The 24,651-nt window shown below is 71.8% G+C and carries 28 protein-coding genes; 13 read left to right on the forward strand and 15 right to left on the reverse strand.

Features of this window, described 5'->3' with window-relative positions:
- Window positions 1-138: 138 nt before the first annotated feature.
- Window positions 139-1,473, reverse strand: a complete 1,335-nt coding sequence (gabT, locus tag ACYVAQ_RS19720) for a 4-aminobutyrate--2-oxoglutarate transaminase (protein ID WP_460792202.1) — start codon at window positions 1,471-1,473, stop codon at window positions 139-141.
- A gap of 89 nt (window positions 1,474-1,562) precedes the next feature.
- Between gabT and ACYVAQ_RS19725 the strand changes: the two genes are divergently transcribed.
- Window positions 1,563-2,462 (forward strand): LysR family transcriptional regulator, encoded by a 900-nt coding sequence (locus ACYVAQ_RS19725; RefSeq protein WP_460792203.1) that lies wholly within the window; start codon window positions 1,563-1,565, stop codon window positions 2,460-2,462.
- On the opposite strand, the gene ACYVAQ_RS19730 is transcribed toward ACYVAQ_RS19725, so the two are convergent.
- A complete protein-coding gene (locus tag ACYVAQ_RS19730; protein WP_460792204.1) occupies window positions 2,432-3,460 on the reverse strand; it encodes an AraC family transcriptional regulator in 1,029 nt (342 codons plus the stop codon). The two genes, ACYVAQ_RS19725 and ACYVAQ_RS19730, sit on opposite strands and share 31 nt — an antisense overlap.
- Window positions 3,461-3,587: 127 nt before the next feature.
- On the opposite strand from ACYVAQ_RS19730, the gene ACYVAQ_RS19735 reads away from it, so the two are divergent.
- From ACYVAQ_RS19735 to ACYVAQ_RS19765, 7 genes are read left to right on the forward strand one after another with little or no spacing between them, the layout of a single operon-like run.
- Window positions 3,588-4,565, forward strand: a complete 978-nt coding sequence (locus ACYVAQ_RS19735) for a quinone oxidoreductase family protein (RefSeq protein ID WP_460792205.1) — start codon at window positions 3,588-3,590, stop codon at window positions 4,563-4,565.
- 38 nt (window positions 4,566-4,603) lie between these two features.
- On the forward strand, window positions 4,604-5,470 hold the full coding sequence (locus ACYVAQ_RS19740; protein ID WP_460792206.1) for a TauD/TfdA dioxygenase family protein: 867 nt from the start codon (window positions 4,604-4,606) through the stop codon (window positions 5,468-5,470).
- 56 nt (window positions 5,471-5,526) lie between these two features.
- Window positions 5,527-6,579 carry a beta-keto acid cleavage family enzyme gene (locus ACYVAQ_RS19745; RefSeq protein ID WP_460792207.1) on the forward strand — a complete coding sequence of 351 codons (1,053 nt, stop codon included), beginning with the start codon at window positions 5,527-5,529 and terminating at the stop codon, window positions 6,577-6,579.
- Window positions 6,580-6,611: 32 nt separating this feature from the next.
- Window positions 6,612-7,919: an MFS transporter gene (locus ACYVAQ_RS19750; protein ID WP_460792208.1), complete on the forward strand. Its 1,308-nt coding sequence runs from the start codon at window positions 6,612-6,614 to the stop codon at window positions 7,917-7,919.
- Window positions 7,919-8,491 (forward strand): RBBP9/YdeN family alpha/beta hydrolase, encoded by a 573-nt coding sequence (locus ACYVAQ_RS19755; protein WP_460792209.1) that lies wholly within the window; start codon window positions 7,919-7,921, stop codon window positions 8,489-8,491. The genes ACYVAQ_RS19750 and ACYVAQ_RS19755 overlap by 1 nt, the downstream gene beginning before the upstream one ends.
- A complete protein-coding gene (locus tag ACYVAQ_RS19760) occupies window positions 8,488-9,252 on the forward strand; it encodes a CoA transferase subunit A (RefSeq protein ID WP_460792210.1) in 765 nt (254 codons plus the stop codon). Before ACYVAQ_RS19755 ends, ACYVAQ_RS19760 begins: the two co-directional genes overlap by 4 nt.
- Before the next feature lies 1 nt (window position 9,253).
- On the forward strand, window positions 9,254-9,910 hold the full coding sequence (locus ACYVAQ_RS19765) for a 3-oxoacid CoA-transferase subunit B (protein WP_460792211.1): 657 nt from the start codon (window positions 9,254-9,256) through the stop codon (window positions 9,908-9,910).
- Window position 9,911: 1 nt separating this feature from the next.
- Here the strand turns inward: ACYVAQ_RS19765 and ACYVAQ_RS19770 are convergent, their stop codons facing one another.
- From ACYVAQ_RS19770 to ACYVAQ_RS19790, 5 genes are all read right to left on the reverse strand, one after another.
- Window positions 9,912-10,580 (reverse strand): asparaginase domain-containing protein, encoded by a 669-nt coding sequence (locus ACYVAQ_RS19770; RefSeq protein ID WP_460792213.1) that lies wholly within the window; start codon window positions 10,578-10,580, stop codon window positions 9,912-9,914.
- A 9-nt stretch (window positions 10,581-10,589) separates the two neighbouring features.
- Window positions 10,590-11,534: a GGDEF domain-containing protein gene (locus ACYVAQ_RS19775; RefSeq protein ID WP_460792215.1), complete on the reverse strand. Its 945-nt coding sequence runs from the start codon at window positions 11,532-11,534 to the stop codon at window positions 10,590-10,592.
- A 92-nt stretch (window positions 11,535-11,626) separates the two neighbouring features.
- Window positions 11,627-12,226 carry a flavin reductase family protein gene (locus ACYVAQ_RS19780; protein WP_460792217.1) on the reverse strand — a complete coding sequence of 200 codons (600 nt, stop codon included), beginning with the start codon at window positions 12,224-12,226 and terminating at the stop codon, window positions 11,627-11,629.
- Between the two features lie 39 nt (window positions 12,227-12,265).
- Window positions 12,266-13,402 (reverse strand): MBL fold metallo-hydrolase, encoded by a 1,137-nt coding sequence (locus tag ACYVAQ_RS19785; protein WP_460792218.1) that lies wholly within the window; start codon window positions 13,400-13,402, stop codon window positions 12,266-12,268.
- 73 nt (window positions 13,403-13,475) lie between these two features.
- Window positions 13,476-15,152, reverse strand: coding sequence for an NAD(P)/FAD-dependent oxidoreductase (locus tag ACYVAQ_RS19790; protein WP_460792219.1), 1,677 nt, complete (start codon window positions 15,150-15,152; stop codon window positions 13,476-13,478).
- Between the two features lie 37 nt (window positions 15,153-15,189).
- On the opposite strand from ACYVAQ_RS19790, the gene ACYVAQ_RS19795 reads away from it, so the two are divergent.
- The 3 genes from ACYVAQ_RS19795 (at window position 15,190) to ACYVAQ_RS19805 (ending at window position 17,475) form a co-directional block, all read left to right on the forward strand.
- Window positions 15,190-15,858 (forward strand): class I SAM-dependent methyltransferase, encoded by a 669-nt coding sequence (locus ACYVAQ_RS19795; RefSeq protein WP_460792221.1) that lies wholly within the window; start codon window positions 15,190-15,192, stop codon window positions 15,856-15,858.
- A gap of 83 nt (window positions 15,859-15,941) precedes the next feature.
- On the forward strand, window positions 15,942-16,094 hold the full coding sequence (locus tag ACYVAQ_RS19800; RefSeq protein ID WP_460792222.1) for a hypothetical protein: 153 nt from the start codon (window positions 15,942-15,944) through the stop codon (window positions 16,092-16,094).
- 25 nt (window positions 16,095-16,119) lie between these two features.
- Window positions 16,120-17,475: a GrpB family protein gene (locus tag ACYVAQ_RS19805; protein WP_460792223.1), complete on the forward strand. Its 1,356-nt coding sequence runs from the start codon at window positions 16,120-16,122 to the stop codon at window positions 17,473-17,475.
- Here ACYVAQ_RS19805 and ACYVAQ_RS19810 read toward each other — a convergent pair.
- The 5 genes from ACYVAQ_RS19810 to dtd all read right to left on the reverse strand — a co-directional run bounded on the left by ACYVAQ_RS19810 (window position 17,465) and on the right by dtd (window position 21,121).
- On the reverse strand, window positions 17,465-18,319 hold the full coding sequence (locus tag ACYVAQ_RS19810) for an alpha/beta hydrolase (RefSeq protein WP_460792224.1): 855 nt from the start codon (window positions 18,317-18,319) through the stop codon (window positions 17,465-17,467). The genes ACYVAQ_RS19805 and ACYVAQ_RS19810 overlap by 11 nt on opposite strands.
- Window positions 18,320-18,329: 10 nt before the next feature.
- Complete coding sequence (locus tag ACYVAQ_RS19815; protein ID WP_460792225.1) at window positions 18,330-18,854, reverse strand: nitroreductase family protein; 525 nt, start codon at window positions 18,852-18,854, stop codon at window positions 18,330-18,332.
- Between the two features lie 597 nt (window positions 18,855-19,451).
- A complete protein-coding gene (locus ACYVAQ_RS19820) occupies window positions 19,452-19,808 on the reverse strand; it encodes a hypothetical protein (RefSeq protein ID WP_460792226.1) in 357 nt (118 codons plus the stop codon).
- 424 nt (window positions 19,809-20,232) lie between these two features.
- Window positions 20,233-20,553, reverse strand: coding sequence for a GNAT family N-acetyltransferase (locus ACYVAQ_RS19825; RefSeq protein ID WP_460792305.1), 321 nt, complete (start codon window positions 20,551-20,553; stop codon window positions 20,233-20,235).
- Window positions 20,554-20,686: 133 nt separating this feature from the next.
- Window positions 20,687-21,121, reverse strand: coding sequence for a D-aminoacyl-tRNA deacylase (dtd, locus tag ACYVAQ_RS19830; RefSeq protein WP_460792227.1), 435 nt, complete (start codon window positions 21,119-21,121; stop codon window positions 20,687-20,689).
- 95 nt (window positions 21,122-21,216) lie between these two features.
- Between dtd and ACYVAQ_RS19835 the strand changes: the two genes are divergently transcribed.
- Entirely contained in the window at window positions 21,217-21,495 is a 279-nt protein-coding gene (locus ACYVAQ_RS19835; protein ID WP_460792228.1) for a Fe-S cluster assembly protein HesB, read from the forward strand.
- A 46-nt stretch (window positions 21,496-21,541) separates the two neighbouring features.
- Here the strand turns inward: ACYVAQ_RS19835 and ACYVAQ_RS19840 are convergent, their stop codons facing one another.
- Window positions 21,542-22,102 (reverse strand): cysteine hydrolase family protein, encoded by a 561-nt coding sequence (locus tag ACYVAQ_RS19840; RefSeq protein WP_460792229.1) that lies wholly within the window; start codon window positions 22,100-22,102, stop codon window positions 21,542-21,544.
- Window positions 22,099-22,971, reverse strand: coding sequence for an LLM class F420-dependent oxidoreductase (locus ACYVAQ_RS19845; RefSeq protein WP_460792230.1), 873 nt, complete (start codon window positions 22,969-22,971; stop codon window positions 22,099-22,101). The genes ACYVAQ_RS19840 and ACYVAQ_RS19845 overlap by 4 nt, the downstream gene beginning before the upstream one ends.
- A 48-nt stretch (window positions 22,972-23,019) precedes the next feature.
- On the opposite strand from ACYVAQ_RS19845, the gene ACYVAQ_RS19850 reads away from it, so the two are divergent.
- Window positions 23,020-23,733 (forward strand): peptidylprolyl isomerase, encoded by a 714-nt coding sequence (locus ACYVAQ_RS19850; protein WP_460792231.1) that lies wholly within the window; start codon window positions 23,020-23,022, stop codon window positions 23,731-23,733.
- Here the strand turns inward: ACYVAQ_RS19850 and ACYVAQ_RS19855 are convergent.
- Window positions 23,720-24,595: an SDR family NAD(P)-dependent oxidoreductase gene (locus ACYVAQ_RS19855; RefSeq protein ID WP_460792232.1), complete on the reverse strand. Its 876-nt coding sequence runs from the start codon at window positions 24,593-24,595 to the stop codon at window positions 23,720-23,722. The two genes, ACYVAQ_RS19850 and ACYVAQ_RS19855, sit on opposite strands and share 14 nt — an antisense overlap.
- Window positions 24,596-24,651: the final 56 nt, after the last annotated feature.

Below are 24,651 nucleotides of genomic sequence, written 5' to 3' on the forward strand. Positions count from 1 at the left end.
TGACGGAGACTTCGCGGCGGGGCTGGGCCAGCATCGCGTGGACCGAGGGGGACAGGCCGAGGACCTCCACGGCCTGGGCCAGCTGCTCGTGCGCGTCGTCCAGGACGGTCCGCGCGGCAGCGGGAGCTTCGAGGATCGTCACTTCGCAGCCGCCAGACCCGCCGCGACGACCTCGAGACCCTCGGTGAGCAGCTCGTCGGAGATGCTCAGCGGCGGGAGGAAACGGATGATGTTGCCCCAGGTGCCGCAGGTGAGCGCGATGACGCCCTGGCTGTGGCAGTACGCCGCGACGGCCTTGGCCAGCGCGCCGTCGGGCTCGCCGGTCGCCGGGTCGACGAACTCGGCAGCGATCATCGCGCCGCGGCCACGGACGTCGCCGATGCGCTTGTCGGACGCCTGCAGCTCGGTGAGCTTGCCGACGAGCAGCGCCTCGATCTGCTGAGCGCGGGTGAGCAGGTCGTCCGCCTCGATGGTCTCGATGACGGCGAGCGCCGCGGCGCAGGCGAGCGGGTTGCCGCCGTACGTGCCGCCCAGACCACCCGGGTGGACGGCGTCCATGATCTCGGCGCGACCGGTGACGGCCGACAGCGGCAGGCCGCCGGCGATGCCCTTGGCGCTGACGATCAGGTCCGGGACGACGTGGTCGTGCTCGACCGCGAACCACGTGCCGGTGCGGCCGAAGCCGGACTGCACCTCGTCGGCGACGAACACGACGTTGTTGGTGCTGCACCAGTCGGCGAGGGCCGCCAGGAAGCCGGCAGCCGGGACGATGAAGCCGCCCTCGCCCTGGACCGGCTCGATCACGATGCAGGCGAGGTTCTCGGCGCCGACCTGGGCCTCGATCTGGCCGATCGCGCGCTTGGCGGCGAGCTTGCCGTCGATAGTGTCGGCGTCGCGGAACGGGTACGACATCGGCGCGCGGTAGACCTCACCGGCGAACGGGCCGAAGCCGTGCTTGTAGGGCATGTTCTTGGCGGTCATCGCCATCGTCAGGTTGGTGCGGCCGTGGTAGGCGTGGTCGAAGACGACGACCGCGTCCTTGCCGGTGTAGGAGCGCGCGATCTTGACGGCGTTCTCGACGGCCTCGGAACCGGAGTTGAACAGCGCGGAGCGCTTCTCGTGGTCGCCCGGGGTGAGGCGGGCGAGCTGCTCGGCGACCTCCACGTAGCCGGCGTACGGCGTGACCATGAAGCAGGTGTGCGTGAATGCGGCGACCTGCTCGGACACGGCCTCGACGACCTTGGGCGAGCTGTTGCCGACCGTGGTCACGGCGATGCCGGAGCCGAGGTCGATGAACCGGTTGCCGTCGACGTCCTCGACGATGCCGCCGGCGGCGCGGGTCGCGAAGACCGGCATCGTGGTGGCGACGCCCTGGCTGACGGCGCTCTGCTTGCGGGCCATCAGCTCGGCGGAGCGCGGGCCGGGGAGGGCGGTGGCGAGGTGTCGGGACTGCTCGAGCGGCTGTGTGGTCATGTGTCCCACCTTCTCGCGCGCGTGGCCATGCCGTCCAAGACCTGTTCTGAACATTTTCCATGTCCTGCGAGCATGCAACAATCGGCGGCATGGGAGTCGACCTGCGCCTGCTGCGCTACTTCGTCGCGACCGCAGACGCGGGGTCGGCCACGCAGGCCGCGACGACGCTCCACGTGACCCAGCCGGTCCTCTCGCGCCAGCTGCGCCAGCTCGAGCAGCAGCTCGGGCTGCGGCTGTTCGAGCGCGACGGACGGCGGCTCCGGTTGACCCACGCGGCCGAGGAGTTCCTGCCGCGCGCCCGCGCCCTGCTCCGGGACGCCGAGGGCCTCGAGCAGGCTGCCCGCGCATTGGGCGAGGGGCAGGTGCAGCAGCTGCACCTCGCCGTACCGACCACGACGCTGACCGACGTCCTCGCGCCCTTCATCGCGACCCTGGAACCGTCCGACCCGGTGCCCATCCTGCGCAGCCTGGACCCCGGGGGAGCGGCGGCCGCGATCGCGGCGGGCGCCGACCTCGCCGTCGTCCACCGCCCGCCGCCGCCGTCGGTGAGCTCGCGAGCCCTCGCGGTGCTGCCCGTGCTGGCCTACGTGCGCGCCGATGACCCGTGGGCCGATCGGGACCGGATCGACGTGGCCGAGCTGGTACGCCGCCCGCTCATCCTGCAGCCTCCCGAGTTCCGGCCGCGGGTCCTCCTCGACCGCGCCGCGGACGCAGCCGACCTCGCCTACGACGAGGTCGTCGAGGTGGCCAACGCCCAGGTGGCGCAGGCGCTCGCCGCGGCCGGCCGCGGCGTCGCCGTCGTCTCCGACGACCCACGCTTCGACCTCGTCCCGCTGCGCATCCGCACCGACCGCGGCACCCTCCGGCTGAGCCTGTACGCCGCCTGGGACCCGCACCACCACGCCGCCGCCCTGCTGGCCGGCCTGGCCGACCGGCTCGCCGCCTTCTGCGTCGAGCGCTACGGCCCGGGGGTGCGGCCGCGCAGCTGAGCCTGCGCGCGCCGGCGCCGCCACTCGGTGGGGCTGTCGTCGAAGTGCCGACGGAACCAGCGGGTGAACGCACTCGGTGCGGCGAAGCCGAGCAGCTGGGAGATCTCGGTCATCGGGTAGCGGGCGTTGGCGAGGTAGCGCTCCGCCAGACCGGCCCGGGTCTGGTCGAGGATCGCGGTGAAGGTGGTGCCCTCGGCGTCGAGGTGGCGGTGCAGCGTGCGCCGGTCGACCCGCAGCGTGCGGGCGACCTCCTCGGCGGAGCAGCGCTCGGTGGCGATCAGCACCTCGACCAGCTCCTTCACCCGGTCCGCCACCAATGCCTGCCGCTGACCCGTCAGCGATCGGATCATGGCCGCACTGTCGGCACGCGCGGGGCGATCCTCGGGTCCGCCGCTGTCGAGGTCGCGCGCGTACATGACCAGGCCGGTGAAGTCGTGGCCGAAGTGCACCCGACCGCCGAGCCGCTCGACGTACGCCGACGGGTCCTCCGGTGCGTCGTGGGTGAAGCAGACCGAGAGCGGCTCCCAGGGCCTCCCGATCAGGTCGCCGACGATACCGCGCAGCGCGCCGACGGCGAGGTCCTCGGCCTGGGTCGTGCCGACCGGCTCGCCGAGCTCGAACCAGAGCCGTATCGTCGCCAGCCCGCCGTCCTCGGTGAGGCGCATCCGGATCGACTCGTTGTAGGTGTGCTCGTAGCGCAGCAGCAGCCCGAGCGCGTCGCGCAGCGTCGGCTCCTGGGCGAGCGCCAGGCTCAGCGGCCCGAGGGTGGAGAGCTGGCGGAAGCCGGCGAGCCGCAACCCGAAGTCGTCGTGACCGCTCGCCTCGGCGGACAGCTCCAGCAGCTGGGCCACCGCCGTGGCCGGGATCCACCGATCGGGCACCGCCAGACCGGACGGATCGAGCCCGACCCGGGTCATCAGCGGGCCCGGTTCCAGGCCGAGCTCGTGCGCCAGGTCGACGTACCCGCTGAGCGAGGCGTAGCGCAGCGCGGGCGTCAATTGCGGCTCCGAGTGTGTCCCGAATGGATAAACAGCATGTCCCGAACAGTAAAGCATGTGGCCCGCGTCACTTCTAGCGTTGGCGATGCCAGCACCGATCGACACGCATCGACACCAGGAGAGAACCGTGGCCAAGGGCATCCGCTTCCACCGCACCGGCGGGCCGGAAGTGCTGCAGTGGGAATCGCTCGAGGTGGGGCAGCCCGGCCCCGGCGAGGTCCGGGTCCGGCACCACGCCGTCGGGCTCAACTTCGCCGACACCTACTTCCGCACCGGGCTCTACCCGGCCCCGCTGCCGGCGGGCATGGGCGTCGAGGGCGCCGGCGTGGTGGAGGCCGTCGGCCCCGGCGTCACGGACTTCACCGAGGGCGACCGGGTCACGTACACCGGCAGCCCGCTCGGTGCCTACAGCACCGAGCGCGTCATGGGTGCCGAGCACCTGATCAGGCTGCCGGACACGATCGGTTTCGACACCGCCGCCGCGATGACCATGCGCGGCCTGACCTCGGCGTACCTGCTCACCCGGATCGCCCCGCTCCAGGCGGGCGACACGATCCTGCTGCACGCGGCCGCCGGCGGCGTGGGGCTCATCGTCAGCCAGTGGGCCCGCGAGCTCGGCATCCGCGTGATCGGCAGCGTCTCGACCGAGGAGAAGGCCGAGATCGCCCGGGCGCACGGCTGCGCGGAGGCGATCGTCTACACCCGCGAGGACGTGCCGGCCCGCGTCCGCGAGCTCACCGACGGCGCCGGCGTGCCGCTCGTCCTCGACAGCATCGGCGCCGCGACCTTCGAGCGGTCGCTGGACTCGCTGGCCCGACGTGGCCTGCTCGTCTGCTTCGGTACGGCGTCCGGGCCGATCCCGCCGATCGACGCGATGCAGCTCGCGGTGAAGGGGTCGCTGTTCGTCACGCGGCCGGCACTCGCCGACTACATCGCCGACCCTGCCGAGCGCGCCGCGCTCGCGACGTCGCTCTTCGACCTCGTGGCCGACGGGCGGATCTCCATCGAGATCAACCAGCGCTACGCGCTGGAGGACGCCGTCACCGCCCACCACGACCTGGAGTCCGGTCGCAGCATCGGCTCCTCCGTCTTCGACCTGGCCTGAGCCTCCGCCCCTCCTGATCCGCACGAAAGAAGAACGTCATGTCCGTCCTCACCGCCCTCGAGGTCCACCCGCTCACCGCCACGATCGGCGCCGAGCTCACCAACATCAACCTCGCCGACGCCAGCCGGGACGACGCGCTGTTCGCCGAGCTGCGCGCCCTGCTCCTGCAGCACAAGGTGCTGTTCGTCCGCGACCAGGACATCACCCGGGCCGAGCACGTCGCCCTGGCCCGCCGCTTCGGCCCGCTCGAGGACCACCCGGTCGCGCCCACCGACCCCGACAACCCCGGGCTGGTGCGCATCTACAAGGACCTCGACAGCGCGCCCGAGCACTACGAGAACGCCTTCCACTGCGACGCGACCTGGCGGGTGAACCCGCCGTTCGGGTCCGTGCTGCGTTGCGTCGAGGGCCCGGAGGTCGGCGGGGACACGATCTGGGTGAACATGGCCGAGGCCTACCGCCGGCTGCCCGACGACGTGAAGCGGCAGATCGCCGGGCTGCGCGCCAGCCACAGCATCGAGTCCAGCTTCGGCGCAGCGCTGCCGATCGAGCAGCGCCAGGCGCTCCGCGAGCGCTACCCGGACGCCGAGCACCCGGTCGTCCGCACCCACCCGGAGACGGGGGAGCAGGTGCTGTTCGTCAACGCCTTCACCACCCACTTCGTCAACTTCCACACCCCCGAGCGGGTGCGCTTCGGCTTCGACTACGCGCCCGGCGCGAACGAGCTGCTGGCCTACCTGATCCGTCAGGCGGCCGTCCCGGAGTACCAGGTCCGCTGGCGCTGGACGCCGAACAGCTTCGCGATCTGGGACAACCGCTGCACCCAGCACTACGCCGTCCAGGACTACTGGCCCGGCGTCCGGAAGATGGAGCGCGCCGGCATCGTCGGCGAGCCCACCTTCTGACGCGACCTGACCCGACCACCCACCACCGCATCCCACCCCTCAGAAGGAGAAGCACCATGCACTTCCACGACGACGCCCTGTTCCCCGAGGTCCAGGAGAAGCTGGTCATCACCGCAGCGCCGTACGGCCCCGAGTGGGAGCTCGACGACTTCCGCGAGGACCTGCCGCTGACGATGGACGAGCACGTCCAGGCAGCGGTCGACTGCTACAACGCCGGTGCCACCGTGCTGCACATCCACGTGCGCGAGCTCGACGGCAAGGGCTCCAAGCGGCTCTCGAAGTTCAACGAGCTGCTCGGCCGGCTGCGCGAGGCCGTGCCGGACATGATCCTGCAGGTCGGTGGATCCATCTCGTTCGCTCCGGAGGGTGAGGGCGCCGACGCCAAGTGGCTCGAGGACGACACCCGGCACATGCTCGCCGAGCTGGACCCGGCCCCCGACCAGGTCACCATCGCGATCAACACCAGCCAGATGAACATCATGGAGCTGATGACCGACGACGACATCGCGGGTACGTCGATGATGCGCCCCGAGCTCGCCGCCGCCTACCGCGAGATGGTCGTGCCGGCCGGCCCGGAGTGGGTCGCCGAGCACCTGCGCCGGCTCACCGCCAACGGCATCCAGCCGCACTTCCAGCTCTCCAGCATCCCGCAGCTGGAGACCGTCGAGCGGCTCATCCGGCGTGGCTACTACAACGGCCCGCTCAACCTGACCTGGGTCGCGATCGGCGGCGGCTTCGACGGCCCCAACCCCTACAACATGATGAACTTCATCAACCGGGTCCCCGACGGCGCGGTCCTCACCCTCGAGACCCTCATGCGGAGCGTGCTGCCGGTCAACACGATGGCGCTCGCCATGGGCCTGCACACCCGGTGCGGCAACGAGGACACGATCTGGCGCCGGCCGGGCGAGAAGTTCACCTCGGTCCAGCAGGTGGAGCAGGTCGTGCGGATCGCCCGGGAGCTGGGCCGCGAGATCGCCGACGGCAAGGAGGCCCGCGACATCTACCGGATCGGGCAGACGTACGCCGACACCGACGAGACGCTCGCGCGCCTCGGCTACGCCCCCAACCGCAAGCCCGGCCAGCTCGGGTTCACCTTCCACGCCTGACGGCGCCCGTCCCGTTGACTCCCTGGAGCGTCATGTCCCTCATCGCCAACGACGGCGTCGTGCTGCAACGACGTACCGCCGACGCCACCGCCACCCGGGCCCGGTTGTTCCCCGCGCTCGTCTTCCTGCTGACCTTCGGCCTGCTGCTGTCGGACTACATGTCCCGGCAGGTGCTCGCCGCCGTCTTCCCCTACCTGAAGACCGAGTGGGCGCTCAGCGACACCCGCCTCGGCGCCCTCACCAGCGTCGTGTCCCTGACCGTGGGCCTGCTGGCCGTGCCGCTGTCGCTGCTCGGCGACCGGTGGGGCAAGTCCCGCGCGATCGTGGCCATGGCAGCCCTGTGGAGCGTGGCCACGATCGGCTCGGCGATCGCCGCGGACTACCAGCAGATGCTGGTGTCGCGGCTTCTCGTCGGCGTCGGCGAGGCGGCGTACGGCAGCGTCGGCCTGGCCGTGGTGCTGATGGTGTTCGCGCCGTCGAAGCGCGCGACCCTGTCCGGCGCCTTCATGGCCGCCGGCTCGTTCGGGTCGGTCGTGGGCGTCTTCCTCGGCGGCATCCTCGCGGTCCACCTGGGCTGGCGCTGGTCCTTCGGGGTGATGGCCGTGATCGGGCTCGTCCTGGTCGCCCTGTACGCCGCCCTGGTCACTGACGGGAAGCTCGCCCGCCACCAGCACCCCGGCAACACCGAGGAGCGGGAGGCCGTGCGTCCCCGGCGGGCGCCGCTGCGGACCCTGGTCGCGACCCCCTCCGTCATCTGTGCGTACGTCGGCAGCGGGCTCCAGCTCTTCGTGGCCGGCACCCTGTTCGCGTGGCTGCCCAGCTTCCTCAACCGCGGCTACGGCCTGCGTCCGGACAGGGCGGGCATCGCGGCCGCCAGCTTCATCCTGCTGATGGCGGTGGGCATGGTCGTGACCGGCCTGCTCACCGATCGCGTGTCGCAGGATCGGCCACAGCTGAAGTGGCTCACCGGCATCGGGTACGCCGCCGCGTCGCTCGCCCTGCTCGCCACCGCGTTCTCCCTGCACCCGGGGTCGGCCCAGCTGGTCCTGCTGGCCTGTGGCGCCTTCTTCGCCGCCGGGACGACCGGAGCCACCACCGCGATGGTCGCGAACCTGACGGATCCGTCGATCCGGGCGACCGCCTTCGGCACACTCACCCTCGCCAACAACCTGCTCGGCCTCGCCGCCGGCCCGATCGTGACCGGCATGCTCGCCGACCACCTGGGCCTCACCGGAGCGATGCGGGTCGTGCCGTGGGTGTCGGTGGCCGCCATCCTCGCCCTGGTCATCGGGCGCCGGACCTACCCAAGCAGCCTGCGCCGCGTGACGGGGGAGGGCTGATGAGCGGCCCGGTCGTGGTCGTCGCCGGCCTGCGCGGCGATGTCGAGGACCACTGGCAGAGCCACCTCGCGCGCACGCTGCCCGACGTGGTCGTCGTCGACTCCTACGGCCGGGCCCAGACCGACCTGGACGGCCGGGTCGGCGACCTCGAGGACGCCATCGCCGGGCTCACCGAGCCGGCCACGGTCGTCGCCCACAGCGCGGGCGTCCTGGTGACCGTCCACTGGGCCGCGCGGACCGGCCGCGCGTCGGCTGTCCGGGGAGCCGTCCTCGCGACACCGCCGGACCTGGGGCGGCCGCTGCCCTCGGCGTACCCCACGCAGCTGGAGCTGGCGCGCGCCGGCTGGCTGCCGGTGCCGGCCGAGCCGCTTCCGTTCCCGAGCGTCGTCGGTGTCAGCGCCGACGACGACCTGGGCGACCCGGTCCGGGTCCGGGCGCTCGCCCGGGCGTGGGGGAGCGAGGTCGAGGACCTGGGGGCGGTCGGCCACCTCAACCCGGCCTCGGGCTTCGGCCCGTGGCCGGGCGCGCTCGACCTGCTCGCGGCGCTCGACGTACTGGTCGTGACGCGATGAGCCACGACAAGGTCGTCGCCTCGGCGGACGAGGCCGTCGCCGACATCGCCAGCGGATCATCCCTGGCGGTGGGCGGCTTCGGCGTCTGCGGTACGCCGAGCGTGCTGATCGAGGCCCTCCTGCGGGCTGGGGTCGGTGACCTCGAGGTCATCTCCAACAACTGCGGCCTCGACGACTGGGCCCTCGGGCTGCTCCTGGCCGCGGGCCGCATCCGCCGGATGGTGTCGTCGTACGTGGGAGAGAACAAGGAGTTCGCCCGGCGCTACCTGGCGGGCGAGCTCGAGGTCGAGCTCACCCCGCAGGGCACGCTCGCCGAGCGCCTCCGCGCCGGAGGCTCCGGGATCCCGGCCTTCTTCACCCCCACCGGGGTCGGGACCCAGGTCGCGGACGGCGGTCTGCCCTGGCGGTACGACGCCCAGGGCGCGGTCGCCGTGGCGTCCCCACCCAAGGAGTCGCGGGTGATCGACGGGCGCGCGGTCGTCCTCGAGCACGCGCTCGTGCCGGACGTCGCGCTGGTCCGCGCCGCGCGCGGCGACCGCCACGGCAACCTCGTCTTCCACCGCTCGGCCCGCAACTTCAACCCGCTGTGCGCCATGGCGGGGCGGGTGACGATCGCCGAGGTCGAGGAGCTCGTCGATCCCGGCGAGCTCGACCCCGACGCCATCCACCTGCCGGGCGTCTTCGTCCACCGCGTCGTGGCCCTCACGCCCGAGCAGGCCGCCGAGAAGCCCGTCGAGAAGCTCACCCTGAGGGAGGACTGACATGGCCTGGTCCCGCACCGAGATGGCCGCCCGCGCCGCCGCCGAGGTCGTCGACGGCTCCTACGTGAACCTGGGGATCGGCCTGCCGACGCTGGTGCCCGCGCACCTGCCTGCCGGCAGGCAGGTGACCCTGCAGTCCGAGAACGGCATCCTCGGCGTCGGGCCCTACCCGCGTGCCCACCAGGTCGACCCCGACCTGGTGAACGCCGGCAAAGAGACCGTGACGGTCCACCCCGGAGCGGCCTTCTTCGACTCCGCGCTCTCCTTCGCGATGATCCGCGCCGGCAAGGTCGACACCGCGATCCTCGGCGGGCTCCAGGTTTCGGCCCAGGGCGACCTGGCGAACTGGATGGTTCCCGGCGCGATGGTCAAGGGCATGGGCGGGGCGATGGACCTGGTCCACGGCGCCCGCCGGGTGGTCGTCGTGATGGAGCACCTGGCCCCGAACGGCGCGTTCAAGCTGGTCGAGCAGTGCTCGCTGCCGCTGACCGGTCGCGCCGTGGTCCACCGCGTGATCACCGACCTCGCCGTCGTCGACGTGACGACCGACGGCTTCGAGCTGGCCGAGCTCGCGCCCGGCGTCACCGAGGCCGAGGTGCGGGCGAAGACCGAGGCCCACCTGCTCCGGCGCCGGCCTCAGCCGAACGCCACGAGGTGAGTCAGGAGCCGGTCAGGTGCCGGCGTACGTCGTCCTCGGTCGTGGTGAACCGGTCGACCTCCTCGCCGCCGTCGCAGCGCAGCAGGGCGACCACCAGCTCGGCACCCTCGCTGACGATCGTCGCCTCACCGCCCGCCGTCTCCCAGCGCAGGACCCGGTCCAGGTCCGCGGAGGTCGTGTCGACGAAGACGCCGCGGGTCGTGTCCTTGACGACCGCGCCCGCGGCGAAGACACGCCCGCTCATCGCGACGTGCACGCCGGGCGGCAACAGCTGCACGGCCGCGGTCGCCGTGCCGAGGTTGTACGCCGCGTCGCTGACCCGCATCGCGGCCGGCTGCATCGCACCGGTCAGCACGACCACCTTGTCGCGCGACGCGGGGGAGAGGTGTTCGTCGAGGTGGCGGGCGGTGACCGGCATCGTGTCGGTGCCGTGCGTGATGAGGACCAGCCGTCCGGCGACCGCCTCCACCGCGGCGCACAGCGTCGCACGGTGCTCGTCGGTCATGTCGAGGCTGTCGACCCGCAGCACCGAGGTGACCTCGAACGCGACGTCGGTCAGCACGGGTGCGAGCAGTGACTCCACCGAGGGCGGCCCGATCTCGAGCTCGCCGGAGATGCCGTAGACCTTGTCGATCGTTCCGCCGGTGGTCAGGACGTGGATGCGCTGCACGAGCCAACGTTAGGACGCGAGGGCGCGGGACCGCTTGGCGGCGTACATCTCGGCGTCCGCGGCGAGCAGGGCGTCGGGCAGTCCGTCGACCGTCTCGATCGGTGCCGTGCCGACGCATCCCCAGGAGCCGAGGGCACCGGCGAGGCGCTCCTGCAGGTCCCGATGGTCGGCGCCCGCCGCGAACACCGCGAACTCGTCGCCGCCCATCCGCCCGACCACGTCGCCGGGTCGGACGACACCGGTCAGGGCCCGGGCGACGGAGACGATGAGCGCATCGCCGGCGGCGTGGCCCTCACGGTCATTGACGACCTTGAGCCCGTTCACGTCGACGAACGCGACCGAGCCGGGTTCGAAGACGTGCGCCACCTCGGCGGCGAAACCACGCCGGTTCAGCAGCCCGGTGAGCTCGTCGGTGTGCGAGAGCCGGTGTGCCTCGACGGCGAGCTGGACCTCCCGCCGGAGCTCCTCGTGCACCGAGACCTTCTCCAACGCCAAGGACGTCGCGTCCGCGAGCGCGCGCAGGACGGCCACCTCGTCCTCGGTCGCCTCGTGCGCGTCGGCCCAGTACGCACCGAGCGCACCGATCGGCGCCATCGTCCGGATCGGCATCATCACCAGGCTCCGCACGAACGTCGGACGGTACGCCGCGTGCGGGATCCGCTCGTCGACGTAGATGTCCGGCAGCACGACGTGCTCGCGGTGCAGCATGGCCCAGCCGCTGATGCAGGCCTCCATCGGGAAGCGCATGCCCTTCCACAGCGGGTCGATGGCGTCCTCGTCGGCGTAGTAGCACTGGTCGCCGTCCCGCAGCACGAAGGTCGCTCCGTCGCACGCCGCCAGATCACGGACGGCGACGCGGACGATCGCCTGCACCTCCGCCAGCGTCGCCGCCAGCGAGAGCTCCTGGATGACGCGCAGCAGACGCGTCATCACCTGCTCGTCGGACCCGGGCATGCCCTGATCGTAGGACCACGACAGGCGGATCGGGGCGAGCCGGACGGTCGGCCTCTCTGGCCCGAACGGGCCAGGCTCCGGTCCCGGGCGGGTCAGTCGACCCTGGTGGGCCGGTCGATGCGCATCACCTCGGGCGGCCGGCCCCACTCGTTGCGCCCCAGCCGGGAGAGCGGCCGCAGGCGCTCCATCGCCGGGTACCCGTCCTCCAGCACGTCCGGTCGCAGGCTGAACGCGAGGACCTCGCCGATGACCAGGAAGGAGTCGCCCAGCGGGACGACGCGCTCGAGCCGGCACTCGATCGCCGCGGGCGACGCGGCCACGCGGTACGGCGCGACGGTGGCGCTCGGCTCCATCGCGATCTCCAGCTCGGCCGCCTCGTCCCGGTCCGGGGAGTACGGCGCGCTCGACCGGTTGACCTCGTCGAGGAGCGGCTCGCTCGCGAGGTTGACGACGAGCTCCCGTGTCGCCTCGACGTTGGCCAGTGTGTCCTTCGCGCCCACCGAGGTGAACGCGACCATCGGGGGAGCCGTCGAGACGACGGTGAAGAACGAGTGCGGGGCGAGGTTCCCGACCCCGTCGGCGCTCAGGGTGCTGACCCAGGCGATCGGCCGCGGGACGACCAGCGCTCCGAGGAGTGGGTAGGCCCGGGTCTCCGGATCGCCGACGCGCAGGACGACACGCTCTTCGCTCACCCGAGCAGGCTAGCGACAGCCGTGACGGACACGCCGGAGCTAGCGGGTCAGGTCGATCCGCATCAGGTCCTCGCCGACGACGACCCGGCCGCTGAAGCCCTGCTGCGCGCGCCTGCGCCACCGCGCGTCGCTGACGATCGCGTGGGCGGCCGGCACCAGGTGGCTGAGCACGAGGGTCTCCACGCCGGCGGCCTCCGCCACCTTCCCGACGTCGGCGACGGAGGTGTGCGACTGCTTGAGGTGGTCCAGCGCGGCCGGCGGCAGCTCGCCGAGGGCCTCGAGGTCGATCGCCTCGTGCACCAGGACGTCAGCGCCGCGGGCGAGCGTGACGAGGTTCGGGGTGAGGGACGTGTCGCCGGAGAACACGACAGAACCGTGGTCGGTGTCGAAGCGGTAGGCATAGCTCGGGAACACCGGGCCGTGCGGGACCAGCACCGCGGTGACCCGCACCCGGTCGTCCTCCATCACCAGGAACGGGTCCATCCGCGGCGCCGTGCTCGTCAACGGATCGGCCGGCACGCCGGCGGGGATCTGCAGCTCGTGCACCGCGACCAGGTCCCGCGGGTCCGGGCTGCCGGAGTCGCGGATGAACAGGTTCGAGCTGTAGGCGTACGCCGCGATCAGGTGCTCGGTCATGTCGGCGAGACCCGGCGTCGGGTCGCTCGGCGACACCGTGGGCACGTCTCCACCCCGGAACGGCGGGCGAAGAGCGCCGGCCGGACCGGGGCCGTACACGTCCACCCGCTGCGTCAGCGCGTCGTTGTCATCGGTCAGGCCCCAACCGGCCAGCAGGAAGACGTTGTAGTAGTCCGCCACGTGGTCGGCGTGCAGGTGCGTGATGAAGACGGAGTCGAGGTCGGCGTACCGGAGCCCGACGTTGTAGTAGTTCGTGACCGAGCTGCGACCACAGTCGACCAGGTAGTTGTGTCCCTCGATGTGGAGCGCGCTCGAGATCCCGGCCCGGTCCGGCTCCGGCGGCGGGCCGGCGGCGGTGCCGAGGATGACCAGCTCGGCGGGACCGAACGGCTTGGTCTTCGTGACCCTCTGCTGGGCGAACGCGTCGGGCGCGATCGCGGCGGCGCCGACACCCATCGCTCCGGCTGCGCCGCCGAGCAGGAGGCTGCGTCGGGCCACGGTGGTGGCGGTGGTCGGTCCGTTCGCATGCGTGTCACACATGGCCGTCTCCTGGGGTCGTGGGGGAGTCCGGCCAAGATAGTTCGTATCCGAACGACTTGTCGAGGGGTCTTCCTCAGGCCAGGTACTGGTGCACGAGAGGTACGACGGACGCGCCCTCGCCCGACGCCGACGCGACCCGCTTCATCGAGCCGGCCCGGATGTCGCCCACGCAGAAGATGCCGGGCACGCAGGTGGCCAGGCTCTCGGGCGGGAGCCCGTCGATCCAGAACTCCTGGGGGACGTCCCGGCCGGTCTGCACGAACCCGTGGTCGTCGAGGCAGATCAGGTCGGGGAGCCAGCCGCAGTTCGGCTGGGCGCCCAGGAGCAGGTAGAGCCCCGCGGCCTCGACGTCGGTGACGACACCGGTCTCCACGTCCCGGATCGAGATGCCCTCCAGGGCGAGGTCGCCGCGTGCACCGACGACCTCCGCGCACGGGCGCACCGTGATCCGCGGGCTGTAGGACAGCTCGCGGATCAGGTAGTCCGACATCGTCTCCTCCAGGCCGCGGCGGCGGACCAGGATCGTGACGGAGCGGGCGAAGCGAGCGAGGTGGATGGCCGCCTGGCCGGCGGAGTTGCCGCCGCCGACGACGTACACGTCGCGGCCCTCCATCGACCGCGCCGAGCTCGCGGCGGCGCCGTAGTGGACGCCCTTGCCCACGCGCTCCTCGACGCTGTCGACGGCGAGGCGCCGGTACTCGACGCCGGTGGAGATGACGACGGCCCGCGCGCGGACCTCGCCGCCCTCGGTGACCAGCGTGTGCGGCTCGCCGTCGGCGCCGGGCACCAGCGCGATGACCGGCCAGCCGGTCGAGAACTTCGTACCGAACCGGATCGCCTGGTTGCGGGCGCGCTGCGCGAGACGCATCCCCGAGATGCCGCGCGGAAAGCCCAGGTAGTTGCGGATCATCGAGGACGTGCCGGCCTGGCCACCGATCGCGTCGGCCTCGATGGCGACGGTCCGCAGGCCCTCGGAGGAGCCGTAGACCGCCGCCGCGAGGCCCGCGGGGCCGGCCCCGACCACGGCCAGGTCGGCCACGCCCTCGCCGACGTTGAGCGCGCCGGGCGTGCCGTAGAAGCGGCTCGCGACGTCACGCACGCTCGTGACGGGAGCGGCCTCGCGGTTCAGCGACCACACCACGGGCAGGCGCACCTCGCCGCCGTCGGCCGCGACCTGGTCGAGGATCATCCGACCGACCTCGGAGTCGGGGGAGTAGGTGCGCGACGGCATTCCCATCCGGTCCAGGTAGTCGCGGATCTGAACCACGAGCGGGTCGTTCCCGTCGGTGATGATCTTCGCGGAGGCCACCTCGGGGTCCGCAACGGTCGAGCCCCAGTCGGAGAGGAGCTCGGTGATCGCGGTGTGGAACTCCTCGTCACGGGCACCGCGTGGCATCAGCAGGTAGGCGTCGTACTTGCCCATGGCGAGCCCGGGCCGCAGCTCGTCGGCCTGGCGCAGGAAGTGGTCCACGTGCGCCGCGACGATCCGGCGCGCCGTCGGGACGATCGCACGCCAGGTGCTGACCGCCTCGTAGAAGGTCGTCCCGGGAAGCACCGACTCGGTGACGAGCAGCGCGACCGGTCGCCCCTGGGCGACGAGCGTGGCGAGGTCCGCGGTCATCTCGACCCACGAGCCGTGGCAGTGGACGTCGTAGTCCCCGTCGTACCGGGAGAACTCGCGTTCCAGGATGTCGGGGTGCTCCGGTGCGCAGATCGCGATCACGGGCTTGGTGCTGGTGGCCTCCGGCATGCGCCCATCATCGCGGACACGGCTCTACGGTGTCCCCATGCACGGCCCGGGCATCACGCCACCATCCGACCTCGACGTCGTCCGGACGTCCTACGACCGCGTCGCCGACAGCTACGTCGAGATGGTCGCCGCGAGCGCCCTGGGCGACATCCGCGTCCAACCGTGGCTGCGCGGCATGGTCGACGGGTTCGCCGACGAGGTGCGGGACCTGGGCCCGGTGCTCGACGTCGGCTGCGGCCCGGGCACCGTGACCGCGTACCTGCAGGAGCGGGGAGCGGAGGTCACCGGGGTGGACCTGTCGCCGCGGATGATCGAGCACGCGCGCCGGCTGCACCCCGAGTGCTCGTTCCGCGTCGCGTCGGCAACGGAGCTGGAGCTCGAAGCGGCGTCGTACGGCGGGATCCTCGGCTGGTGGTCGTTGTTCAACCTGCCGCGCGAGGTGCTGCCCCAGGTGCTGCGGGCGTTCCGTGACGCCCTCGTGCCGGGCGGACAGCTGATCGTGGCCACCCATGTCGGCGAGGCCGACCTGCAGCGCACCGAGGCCTACGGCGGCGTACCGGTCAGCTGGACGACCTACCAGTGGCAGCCCGAGCAGCTCGTCGACCTCCTCGCCGGTGCCGGGCTCCAGCTCGTCGCCGAGCTGCGGCTGCCGGCCGCGGCCGGGATCGGTCCGGGCGTTGTCGTGGTGGGCCGGCGAGATCGGTGAGGTCGCGACCGTCCGCCCGTGTCGAAATCCGAGTCGCCGCTTCGTCGTACTCATGAAGGCACGAGACGACGTAGGAGGCCGTCATGTGGGACACCGTTCAGACCAGCACCATCCACCTCTCGCACGACCGCCCGTGTGGACTGTGCGGACACGCGGCACACACCTACCTGCCGTGCGGCGACGACTGCGCCTGCGTGCCGCTGCCGGTACCGGGTGAGGCCGCTCTCGCTGCGTGAGCCGAGTGAGTGGCAGGCTGGCCGCGTGAGGGAGCTCGGGCTGGCCGGTGTCGACGGGGTCCGGTGCGAGCCGGATGTCGCCACGGGGACGGGCGTCCTGGTCCTCGCGGGGTCGAGCGGACGCGTCGACCGGGCCCGCGCGCGGCTGCTCGCCGAGCAGGGGGCGATCGCGGAGTCGATCCGATGGTTCGGCGGTCCGGGGCAGCACGACGGCCCGTGGGAGGTCCCGCTGGAGCTCTTCCTGGGCCACGTGGAGCACCTCGGGCGCGACTGCGATCGCGTCGTCGTGGTCGGTACGTCCTTCGGCGCCGAGGCCGCGCTCCTCACCGGCTCACTGTCGGAGGACGTGGCCGCGGTCGTGGCATTCGCGCCGTCCGACGTGGTGTGGGCGGGCGTCACGCACGACGGCCGGGTGACCTCGCACTGGACGCTCGAGGGCATCCCGCTTCCGTTCGTGCCGTTCGACGACACGTGGGAACCGGCGACCGAGCCGCCGGCGTACGACGGCCTCTACCGCGCGTCCCGGCGCCGCTTCGCCGGCGACCTCGACGCCGCGACCATCCCTGTCGAGCGCATCCGGGACCTCGTCCTCGTCGCGGGTGGGGACGACCGCGTCTGGCCGGCCGCGGAGCACGCCGAGCGGATCCGTCACCGTCGCGCCGCTCGCGGCCTGCTCACCACGGTCGTCACCGACCCGGCGGCCGGGCACCGCACCATCCTGCCCGGCGAACCCGTCGTCACCGGTGGGCAGCCGATGGCACGCGGCGGTTCTGAGGACGCGGACCGCCGCCTCGGCTCCGCGGCCTGGCCCGCGCTGCTGCGTGTGCTGCGCGGCCGCCGCCACGACGACGTCACCACCGCCGAGCTGGTCGGGGGAGTCGAGCACCGCGAGCTCGTCATCGCGCCGTACGACGCTGCCTGGCCAGCGATCTACGCGACGCACCGCGCCCGCATCCACGAGGCCGCCGCGGTGATCAGCATCGAGCACATCGGATCGACGTCCGTGCCCGGGCTCGCGGCCAAGCCGATCGTCGACGTCCTCGTCACGGTCTCCGACATCACCGACGAGGACGCCTATCTCGCGCCCCTGCTCGCCGCCGGCTACGAGCTGCGGGTGCGTGAGCCCGGGCACCGGATGGTCCGCACCCCCGAGCGCGACGTCCACGTCCACGTGCTCGAGGACGGCGACCCGGAGGCGGGGGAGTACCTGCTGCTGCGCGACCGGCTGCGCAGCGACGACGCCGACCGGGAGCTCTACGAGTCGACCAAGCGGCGGCTCGCCCAGCAGGACTGGCCCGACATGAACGCATACGCCGACGCGAAGACCCAGGTCATCGAGGAGATCAAGCAGCGGGCCCGTGCCGCCGACCTCACCGGGTGATGGCGGTCGCGACGGCCGCGGCCGCCGACGGGTCGAAGAGGACCGTGTAGTGGTTCGTACCGGCCAGCCTGGTCAGCGTCAGCCGCGGCTGCTGGGCGAGCGCCTGCTCGATGGCGGCATCCGGGAGCAGTCCGCCGGGCTGGTCGAACATGCCGCGCTCGGCCACGAGCAGGTCGGTCGGCACGTCCAGCGAGGAGATCGCCGCGGCGATCTCCGCACCGCGCGTGAGCAGCTCGCGCCCGGAGACCCGGACCGCCTCCTCGACGGCCCGCGCGCGGACCCCGCCCGCCACCGGCAGCGCGTCATAGCGGGCGTAGTCCTCGACAGCCGGAGTCCAGTACGGCCCCATTGCCGGATGCATGCGGAAGAAGTCGACGTACGCGTCCTCGTCGGCGTACGTCACGCGCAACCGGTCGAGGGCCGGGCCCAGCGTGAGCGCGAGCAGCTCGTCCGGGTCGGCGCCAGGGGGAGTGGGGAGGGGGAGCCCGCCGTCGACGAGGACCAGCCGGTCGACGATGCCAGGGAACCGGTGCGCCGTGCCGGCCACGAGGTAGGCGCCGAGGGAGTGACCGACGAGGACGCGGGCACCGGTCGCCGCGACCACCGCGCGGAGGTCGCGGGCGTGCTGGTCGCCGTCGTACGGGCCGGGCAGGTCCCGGGAACGGCCGCGACCACGCAGGTCGACGGCGACCAGGCTCCGGTCGGGCGCCAGGGCCTCGGCGACGGCCCGCCAGGACATCGCGTTCGCGGTGATGCCGTGCACGGCGACGGCGACCCGCGGGCCGGCGCCCCAGCGCAGGGCGTGCAGGGCTCCGCCGTCGACGGCGATGTCGATGTGCTCCACGGGCGGGACGTTAGCGCGCCCGCGCCCACGTTATGTCAGTTCGCGAACGTCGTTCGCGGCTCGTCCCGGCTCCGGCGTGCGTCTCGGGCGCACCCAGGGGGACCCCGATCGCGGCCATGCTCGTGACCTCCCAGTGCGCGGGTACGTCGAACTCGCCCGCCACGCCGTCCCGGTCGAACGCCCGGAACTGGTGCACCGCGAGCCCCAGCGCGTGAGCCTGGAAGGTCAGGTGCGCGACAGCCTGCCCGAGGTCGTGGCGAGCGAACTCCGAATACTCCAGGTCGGTGCCCTCGACGCGCTGCTGGGACAGGTTCGCGACCAGGACGCTCGCATCCGACGCCCACGCCGACGAGCTGCGCGCCAGGTGCCGCACCAGCCGTCGGTGGACGTCGTCGCCCCGGAGCCCGACGACGAACGCCCAGGGCTGCGCGTTCCCGGCCGACGGCGCCAGCCGAGCGGCGTCCAGCAGCGCGTCGACGTCACGAGCGCTGGCGACGTGGGCTGCGTCGTACCGGATCGGGCTGAAGCGCTCCACGGCGAATGCTGTCAGTGCCGCGAGGCCGTCAAGGTGGGTCACAAGCACCGCAACGCGACACGATGCGCCCGTATTGCCGAAAACCCAGCGGAACGCAAGGTCCGAGGAGCAAGGTAGATCTCGCCACAGGGAACGAGACGCCACCGGAGGCCGTCATGTGGGACACCGTCGAGACCAGCACGAACCACCTCTCGCACGACCGCCCGTGCGAGCTCTGCGGCCACGCCGCACACACGTTCCTGCCGTGCAGCGACACCTGCGCGTGCGCGCCGCAGGGAGCGCCAGGACCCTCGATCGCCGCCTGACCACAGATCGCCGATAACCCATCGGCTCCGACGATTGGTCGTGAGCAGCCACGAGACGAAAGCGCCGATAAGTGACATTATGTCAGTTTGTCCGGGCGTGGACCCTCCCCGCTGGCCCTGTTCCAGCACCTTCCCGAACCGGACGACTGACGAACCGGGCACATGAACAAGTCCGGTCGACCCAGCGGAGTGTCTCGATCTCGACGCGGTCGGCATCGCGCCACGGCGCTTGTCGCTGGATCAACTCGTTCTTGAACAGCCCGACCGTGGTCTCGGCGGCGCGAGCGAGTTGCTAGTCGGACGATGAGGTGCGGAGCTCGCTGGCCGACGGCTTCTTACGGTCGCGCGATGCACGTCGGCCTCCTACTATGAGGAGTGCCAGGCCGGGTCCTCCCACCATCAAGCCGCCAGCGACGCCGAGCCAAACATGCCGGCGTGCAGGAAAGTAGCAGAGGTCGGACCACTCCCATTCCGCCTGATCGTTGTGCTGGAAGAACTCTACGATCGGGGTGCACTTCGGCACAGAGCCGCCGCCATGATCCAGAGCAACAACGGGGTAGAACCAGAGTCCTGCGACCACCAGCGCCGACGCCAGTAGAAGTGTGACGCCGATCGTCACCAGGCTGACCACGCTCCGAAGGACCTTCATGATTGCGAGCCTAGGACCCTGCCCTTTTGGGCGGCCGCATTTCGCTTGCCTTTGAAGCTCGGCAGCTCAACGACCATCGCGCTGTCAGCTTCGTTGAGACAGGCGCGAAGCACCACAGTCCCTCGCCGACCAGGCGGCGGCCGCGGCCTGGATCGCCGCCGCGGCCGCAGCAGCTGCCGTATACCCACCCGCCGGGACGCCGCCGAGCGGCCACCTGCGCCGCCTCATGCGTGAATGACGTCGCCGCTTCGACTGGTTGACCTGCATACCCTGCGCCGTAAGTTCCGGCCTGGAGGCGGACTTCTGGCTTAGCCTCGTCCCGCGACCCGGATGAGCGAAAGGGACTTCGAAATGGCGACGGGTACCACCGGCGGTCCTATCTCACGCATTTCGACGCACCGCTGGCCAGCGGGGCTCTCATGCGTCAGGTTCGATGAGACGGGACACCGAACCGGACGCCCGCAAGTCGATGGCCGCGACGCACGTAGAACTCGTGCGACGCGACGCGGTGCTCGCCTGAGCTGACGAGAAGTCGACCCGCGCCGCGTGCCCGAGCCCAGGCCTCGAATTCCGCGCACAACGCGGACCCGGCGCTGGCGCCCTGGTGTGCCGGCGTCGTGACCAGGGCGATCAGCTGAGCCCCGGGCTGGTCGTCCTCGACGGGATACAGGACGTGCCCCGCAGCGAACCCGACGACGGCGTCGTCGTCGACCGTCGCGGCCCGAACTCGTGCATGCGCCTCCATGGGAGCACCGTAGGCCGCCGCTGCGCTCACTCATCTGTGAGTGAATCGATCTCACTCACATGTGAGTGAATGCGGATCCCCCACTCCGGTCACCTGACCACGATCGTCGACGCCGGCCGCGCGGATCAGCGCCTCACGACCCCGCCGTCTCGAGCAGGATCGTCACGGGTCCGTCGTTGACCGAGGCGACCTCCATGTGCGCCCCGAAGACACCGCGCTCGACGTGCGCGCCCAGGTCGCCGAGCGCGGCGCAGAACGCCTCGTAGAGAGGCTCGGAGACAGGCCCGGGCGCGGCCTCGGTCCAGGACGGGCGACGGCCCTTGCGGGCATCGCCGTACAGCGTGAACTGCGAGATCACCAGGATCGGAGCGCCCACGTCCGAGGCCGACTGCTCCCCCTCGAGGATGCGCAATCCCCAGATCTTGCGCGCCATCCAGGCGATCTCCGCGGGGCCGTCGTCGTGGCCGACACCGAGCAGCACCAGGAGCCCCGGAGCAGGCAGCTCCCCCACGCGCTCCCCCGCCACGCAGACCGACGCCGACGAGACCCGGGTGACCACTGCGCGCACGCGGAAAGCCTGTCATGACGACGCCTCCGGCTTGAACGGCGGCGCTGTTCGTGTTCTGGTGGAGGTGACCAGCCCACTTCTCGGAAGGCGAAATCATGACCCTCACCCTCACCGACAACGCCACCACGATCGTCAAGTCGATCACGGCACAGCCGGGCGCCGAGGCGCTCCGGATCAGCACCGCGGAGGGCACGGACGGGCTCGCGGTGGCGACCGCCACCTCCCCGCAGACCCAGGACCAGGTCGTCGAGCAGGACGGGGCGAAGGTGTTCCTCGACGCCGGCGCCGCCGAGCAGCTCGACGACAAGGTGCTCGACGCGGCCGTCGACGACGCCGGCAACCTGCAGTTCTCGCTCGACGTCCAGCGGGCCTAGCCGTACGCCGCCGGTGGCGGCCGCCGCGGACCGAGCCGGACGGATCTCAGACGGATCCGAACGACACGTCCGCGGTGGCTGCCACCGCGGCGGTACGCCCCGGGCCCGAGTGCCCCTCCCAGAGCTCGTTGAAGTAGTGGATCATCTGCTCCGGCGGCGGGAAGTCGCCGTACTGACGCAGGTCCTCGGTCGTGTGCGCGTCCTTGACCAGCGTGACGTCGTACCCACGCGTGAAGCCGCCGTGGATCGTCGAGCGGATGCAGAAGTCGGTCTGGGCGCCCGCCACCACGAGGTGGCCGACGCCCCGCTCCGCCAGCACCTCCTCCAGGTCGGTCGCCTCGAAGGAGTCGCCGTACCGCTTGTGGATCACCGGCTCGCCCGCGGCCGCGACGAGTTCCGGGACGTACTCCCAGCCCTCGCTCCCCCGCGGCAGGTCGTCGTCGGAGTGCTGCACCCACACCACCGGCACGTCCGCTGCCCGCGCGCGATCGACCAGCGCCGCGATGTTCGCGATCACCGGAGCGGCGTTGATCGACGCCTTCATCACGTCCTTCTGCACGTCCACGACGAGCAGCGCGGTGGCGTCGCGACCTTCCAGGGTGGTCATCCGAGCTCCTTCAGCGGGTTGACGACCGACTCGGCCATGGCCGAGGTCCACGCGACCGGGTCGTCGGTCGGCGGCATCATGGTCACCAGGTCGATGCCGAGCGAGGCGTAGGACTCCATCTTCCTCAGGAATGCCGCGGGATCCGCGGTCGGGTCCTCGTGCACGAGCATCGTCTTCCGGATCGAGTCGTAGTCGCGGCCGACCGCGTCGCAGTGGCCCCGCAGCACGTCCAGCTTGTGCGCCACGGTCGCCGGGTCGTCGGTCGCGAACAGGTTGCAGGCGTCGGCGTACCGGGCGACGAGGCGGAGCGTCTTCCGCTCCCCCGAGCCACCGACCATGATCGGGACGCTCCCCCGCACCGGCGGCGGCAGGCAGATCGTCTCGGCAAGCCGGTAGTGCGCGCCGACGTACGGACCGTCGTCCTCGCTCCACATCTGCTGGGCGATCTGCAGTGTCTCCTCGAGCCGCTCGAACCGCTCCGCCGTCGGCGGGAACGGTACGCCGAGCCCCTCGTGCTCACGCTCGTACCAGGCAGCGCCGATGCCGAGCCACGCCCTCCCGCGCGAGAGCACGTCGAGGGTGGTGACGATCTTGGCGAGCAGGCCGGGGTGCCGGTACGTCGTCCCGGTGACCAGGACGCCCAGCTCGATGTCGCTCGTCGCGGCCGCCAGGTAGCCCAGCGTGGTGTAGCACTCCAGCATCGGCTCGAACGGCCCGCCGAACGGGATCATCTGGAAGTAGTGGTCCATCACGGTGAACAGCGCTACGCCGCCCTCGTCGGCGATCCTCGCGGTCTCGGTCAGGCGATCGGTGAGCGTCGAACGCCAGTCCGGGTGGGTGAAATTCGCGTAGTGGATGCCGAGGTCCATGGGCCCAACCTATGCCCGGCCACCCACCGGGGCCGTACGATTCCCGCCATGCTGAAGCGCGCGCTCGCCATCCCCGCCGTCCTGCTGCCGCTGCTCGCCGCCGCCGCGTGCGGGAGCAACACGACCGCCTCCGACCCGGCGGGCTCGACGACCTCGACCACCACCACGGCCCCGGCCTCCCCCGGCACCACGACCGCCGCGGGCGGCACGACCTGCTCCTACCTGCCCGACGGATCCAGCACCAAGGCGTCCGCGCCGCCCAGCACCCCGACCGAGTCGGGCAAGGTCTCGGCCGTCATCCACACGACCGAGGGCGACGTCCCGATCACCCTCGACGCGCAGCACGCCCCGTGCACCGTGAACTCGTTCGTCTCGCTCGCGAACCAGAAGTTCTTCGACGACACCCCGTGCCACCGGCTGACGACCTCGGGCATCTACGTGCTGCAGTGCGGCGACCCGACCGGCACCGGCCGAGGCGGCCCCGGGTACTCCTTCGCCGACGAGACCACGGGCCACGACACCTACCCGGCCGGCACCCTGGCCATGGCGAACGCCGGCCCGAACACCAACGGCTCGCAGTTCTTCCTCTGCTACGGCAGCTGCGACGCGCTCGACCAGCAGCCGAACTACACGGTCTTCGGCACCATCTCCGCCGCCGGCATGACCGTGCTCAAGAAGGTCGCGAAGGACGGCGAGACGACCGGCACCGGCGATGGCGCGCCGAAGGACCACGTGAAGATCACGTCGGTCAGCGTCGGCTGACCAGCTCCTCGGAGACCTCCCAGAGGGCGCGGGCCAGGCCCGCGTCCTCTGCCTTCTTTGACCGCTTCGCCGGGGCCGGCCAGCCGTAGAGCTCGGTCCGGCCGTGCGGGCCGGTGTAGCTGTTGCCCGGCACGTCCATGGTGGCCGCGTAGACGGTGTTGAGCGCACCGCGCCAGGTCGGCATCCCGACCAGGTGGTGGCCCCACTCGGCGATCGCGGTCACGAGCGGGTTGCCGGTGCTGCCGGTGATGCCGCTGGCCGTCGCGCCCGGGTGGGCGCCGACCGAACGGACCGACGAGCCCTCGGCACGCAGGCGGCGGTCGAGCTCGGCCATGAAGAGCAGGCAGGCGAGCTTGCTGGCGGCGTACGCCGGGAAGACCGCGTACGGCCGCCGCTCCCAGGCCAGGTCGTCGAGGTCCAGCACGCCGCGGCGGTGCTCGCGCGACCCGGTGACCACGACCCGGTCGGTGATCCTCGGCAGCAGCAGCTGGGTCAGCAGGAAGTGCCCGAGGTGGTTCGCCGCGAAGTGCTCCTCCACGCCCGCCGCGGTGACGCGGTGCGGCACGCCGAGGACCCCGGCGTTGTTGACGAGCACGTCGACCGGGCCGTCGAGGTCCGCCGCGAAGGCGCGGACCGAGTCGAGGTCGGAGACGTCGATCCGGCGTACCTCCACCCGACCCCGGGCGTAGCCGGGGACCGTGCGTGCGGCCGCCTCGGCCTTCTCGAGGTTCCGGCACGCGAGCACGACCTGAGCCCCGCGCGACCCGAGGATCTGGGCGGTCGACAGGCCGATGCCCGAGTTGGCTCCGGTGATCACGAACCGCCGGCCGGGCTGAGGCGGGACATCGGTCCAGGGACGCATGGCGGAAGGTTCCCACAGGCGGTGGCCCGGCGTGGCCGAGGGATTGTGTCGGCCGT

This window comes from Nocardioides maradonensis (assembly GCF_054777115.1).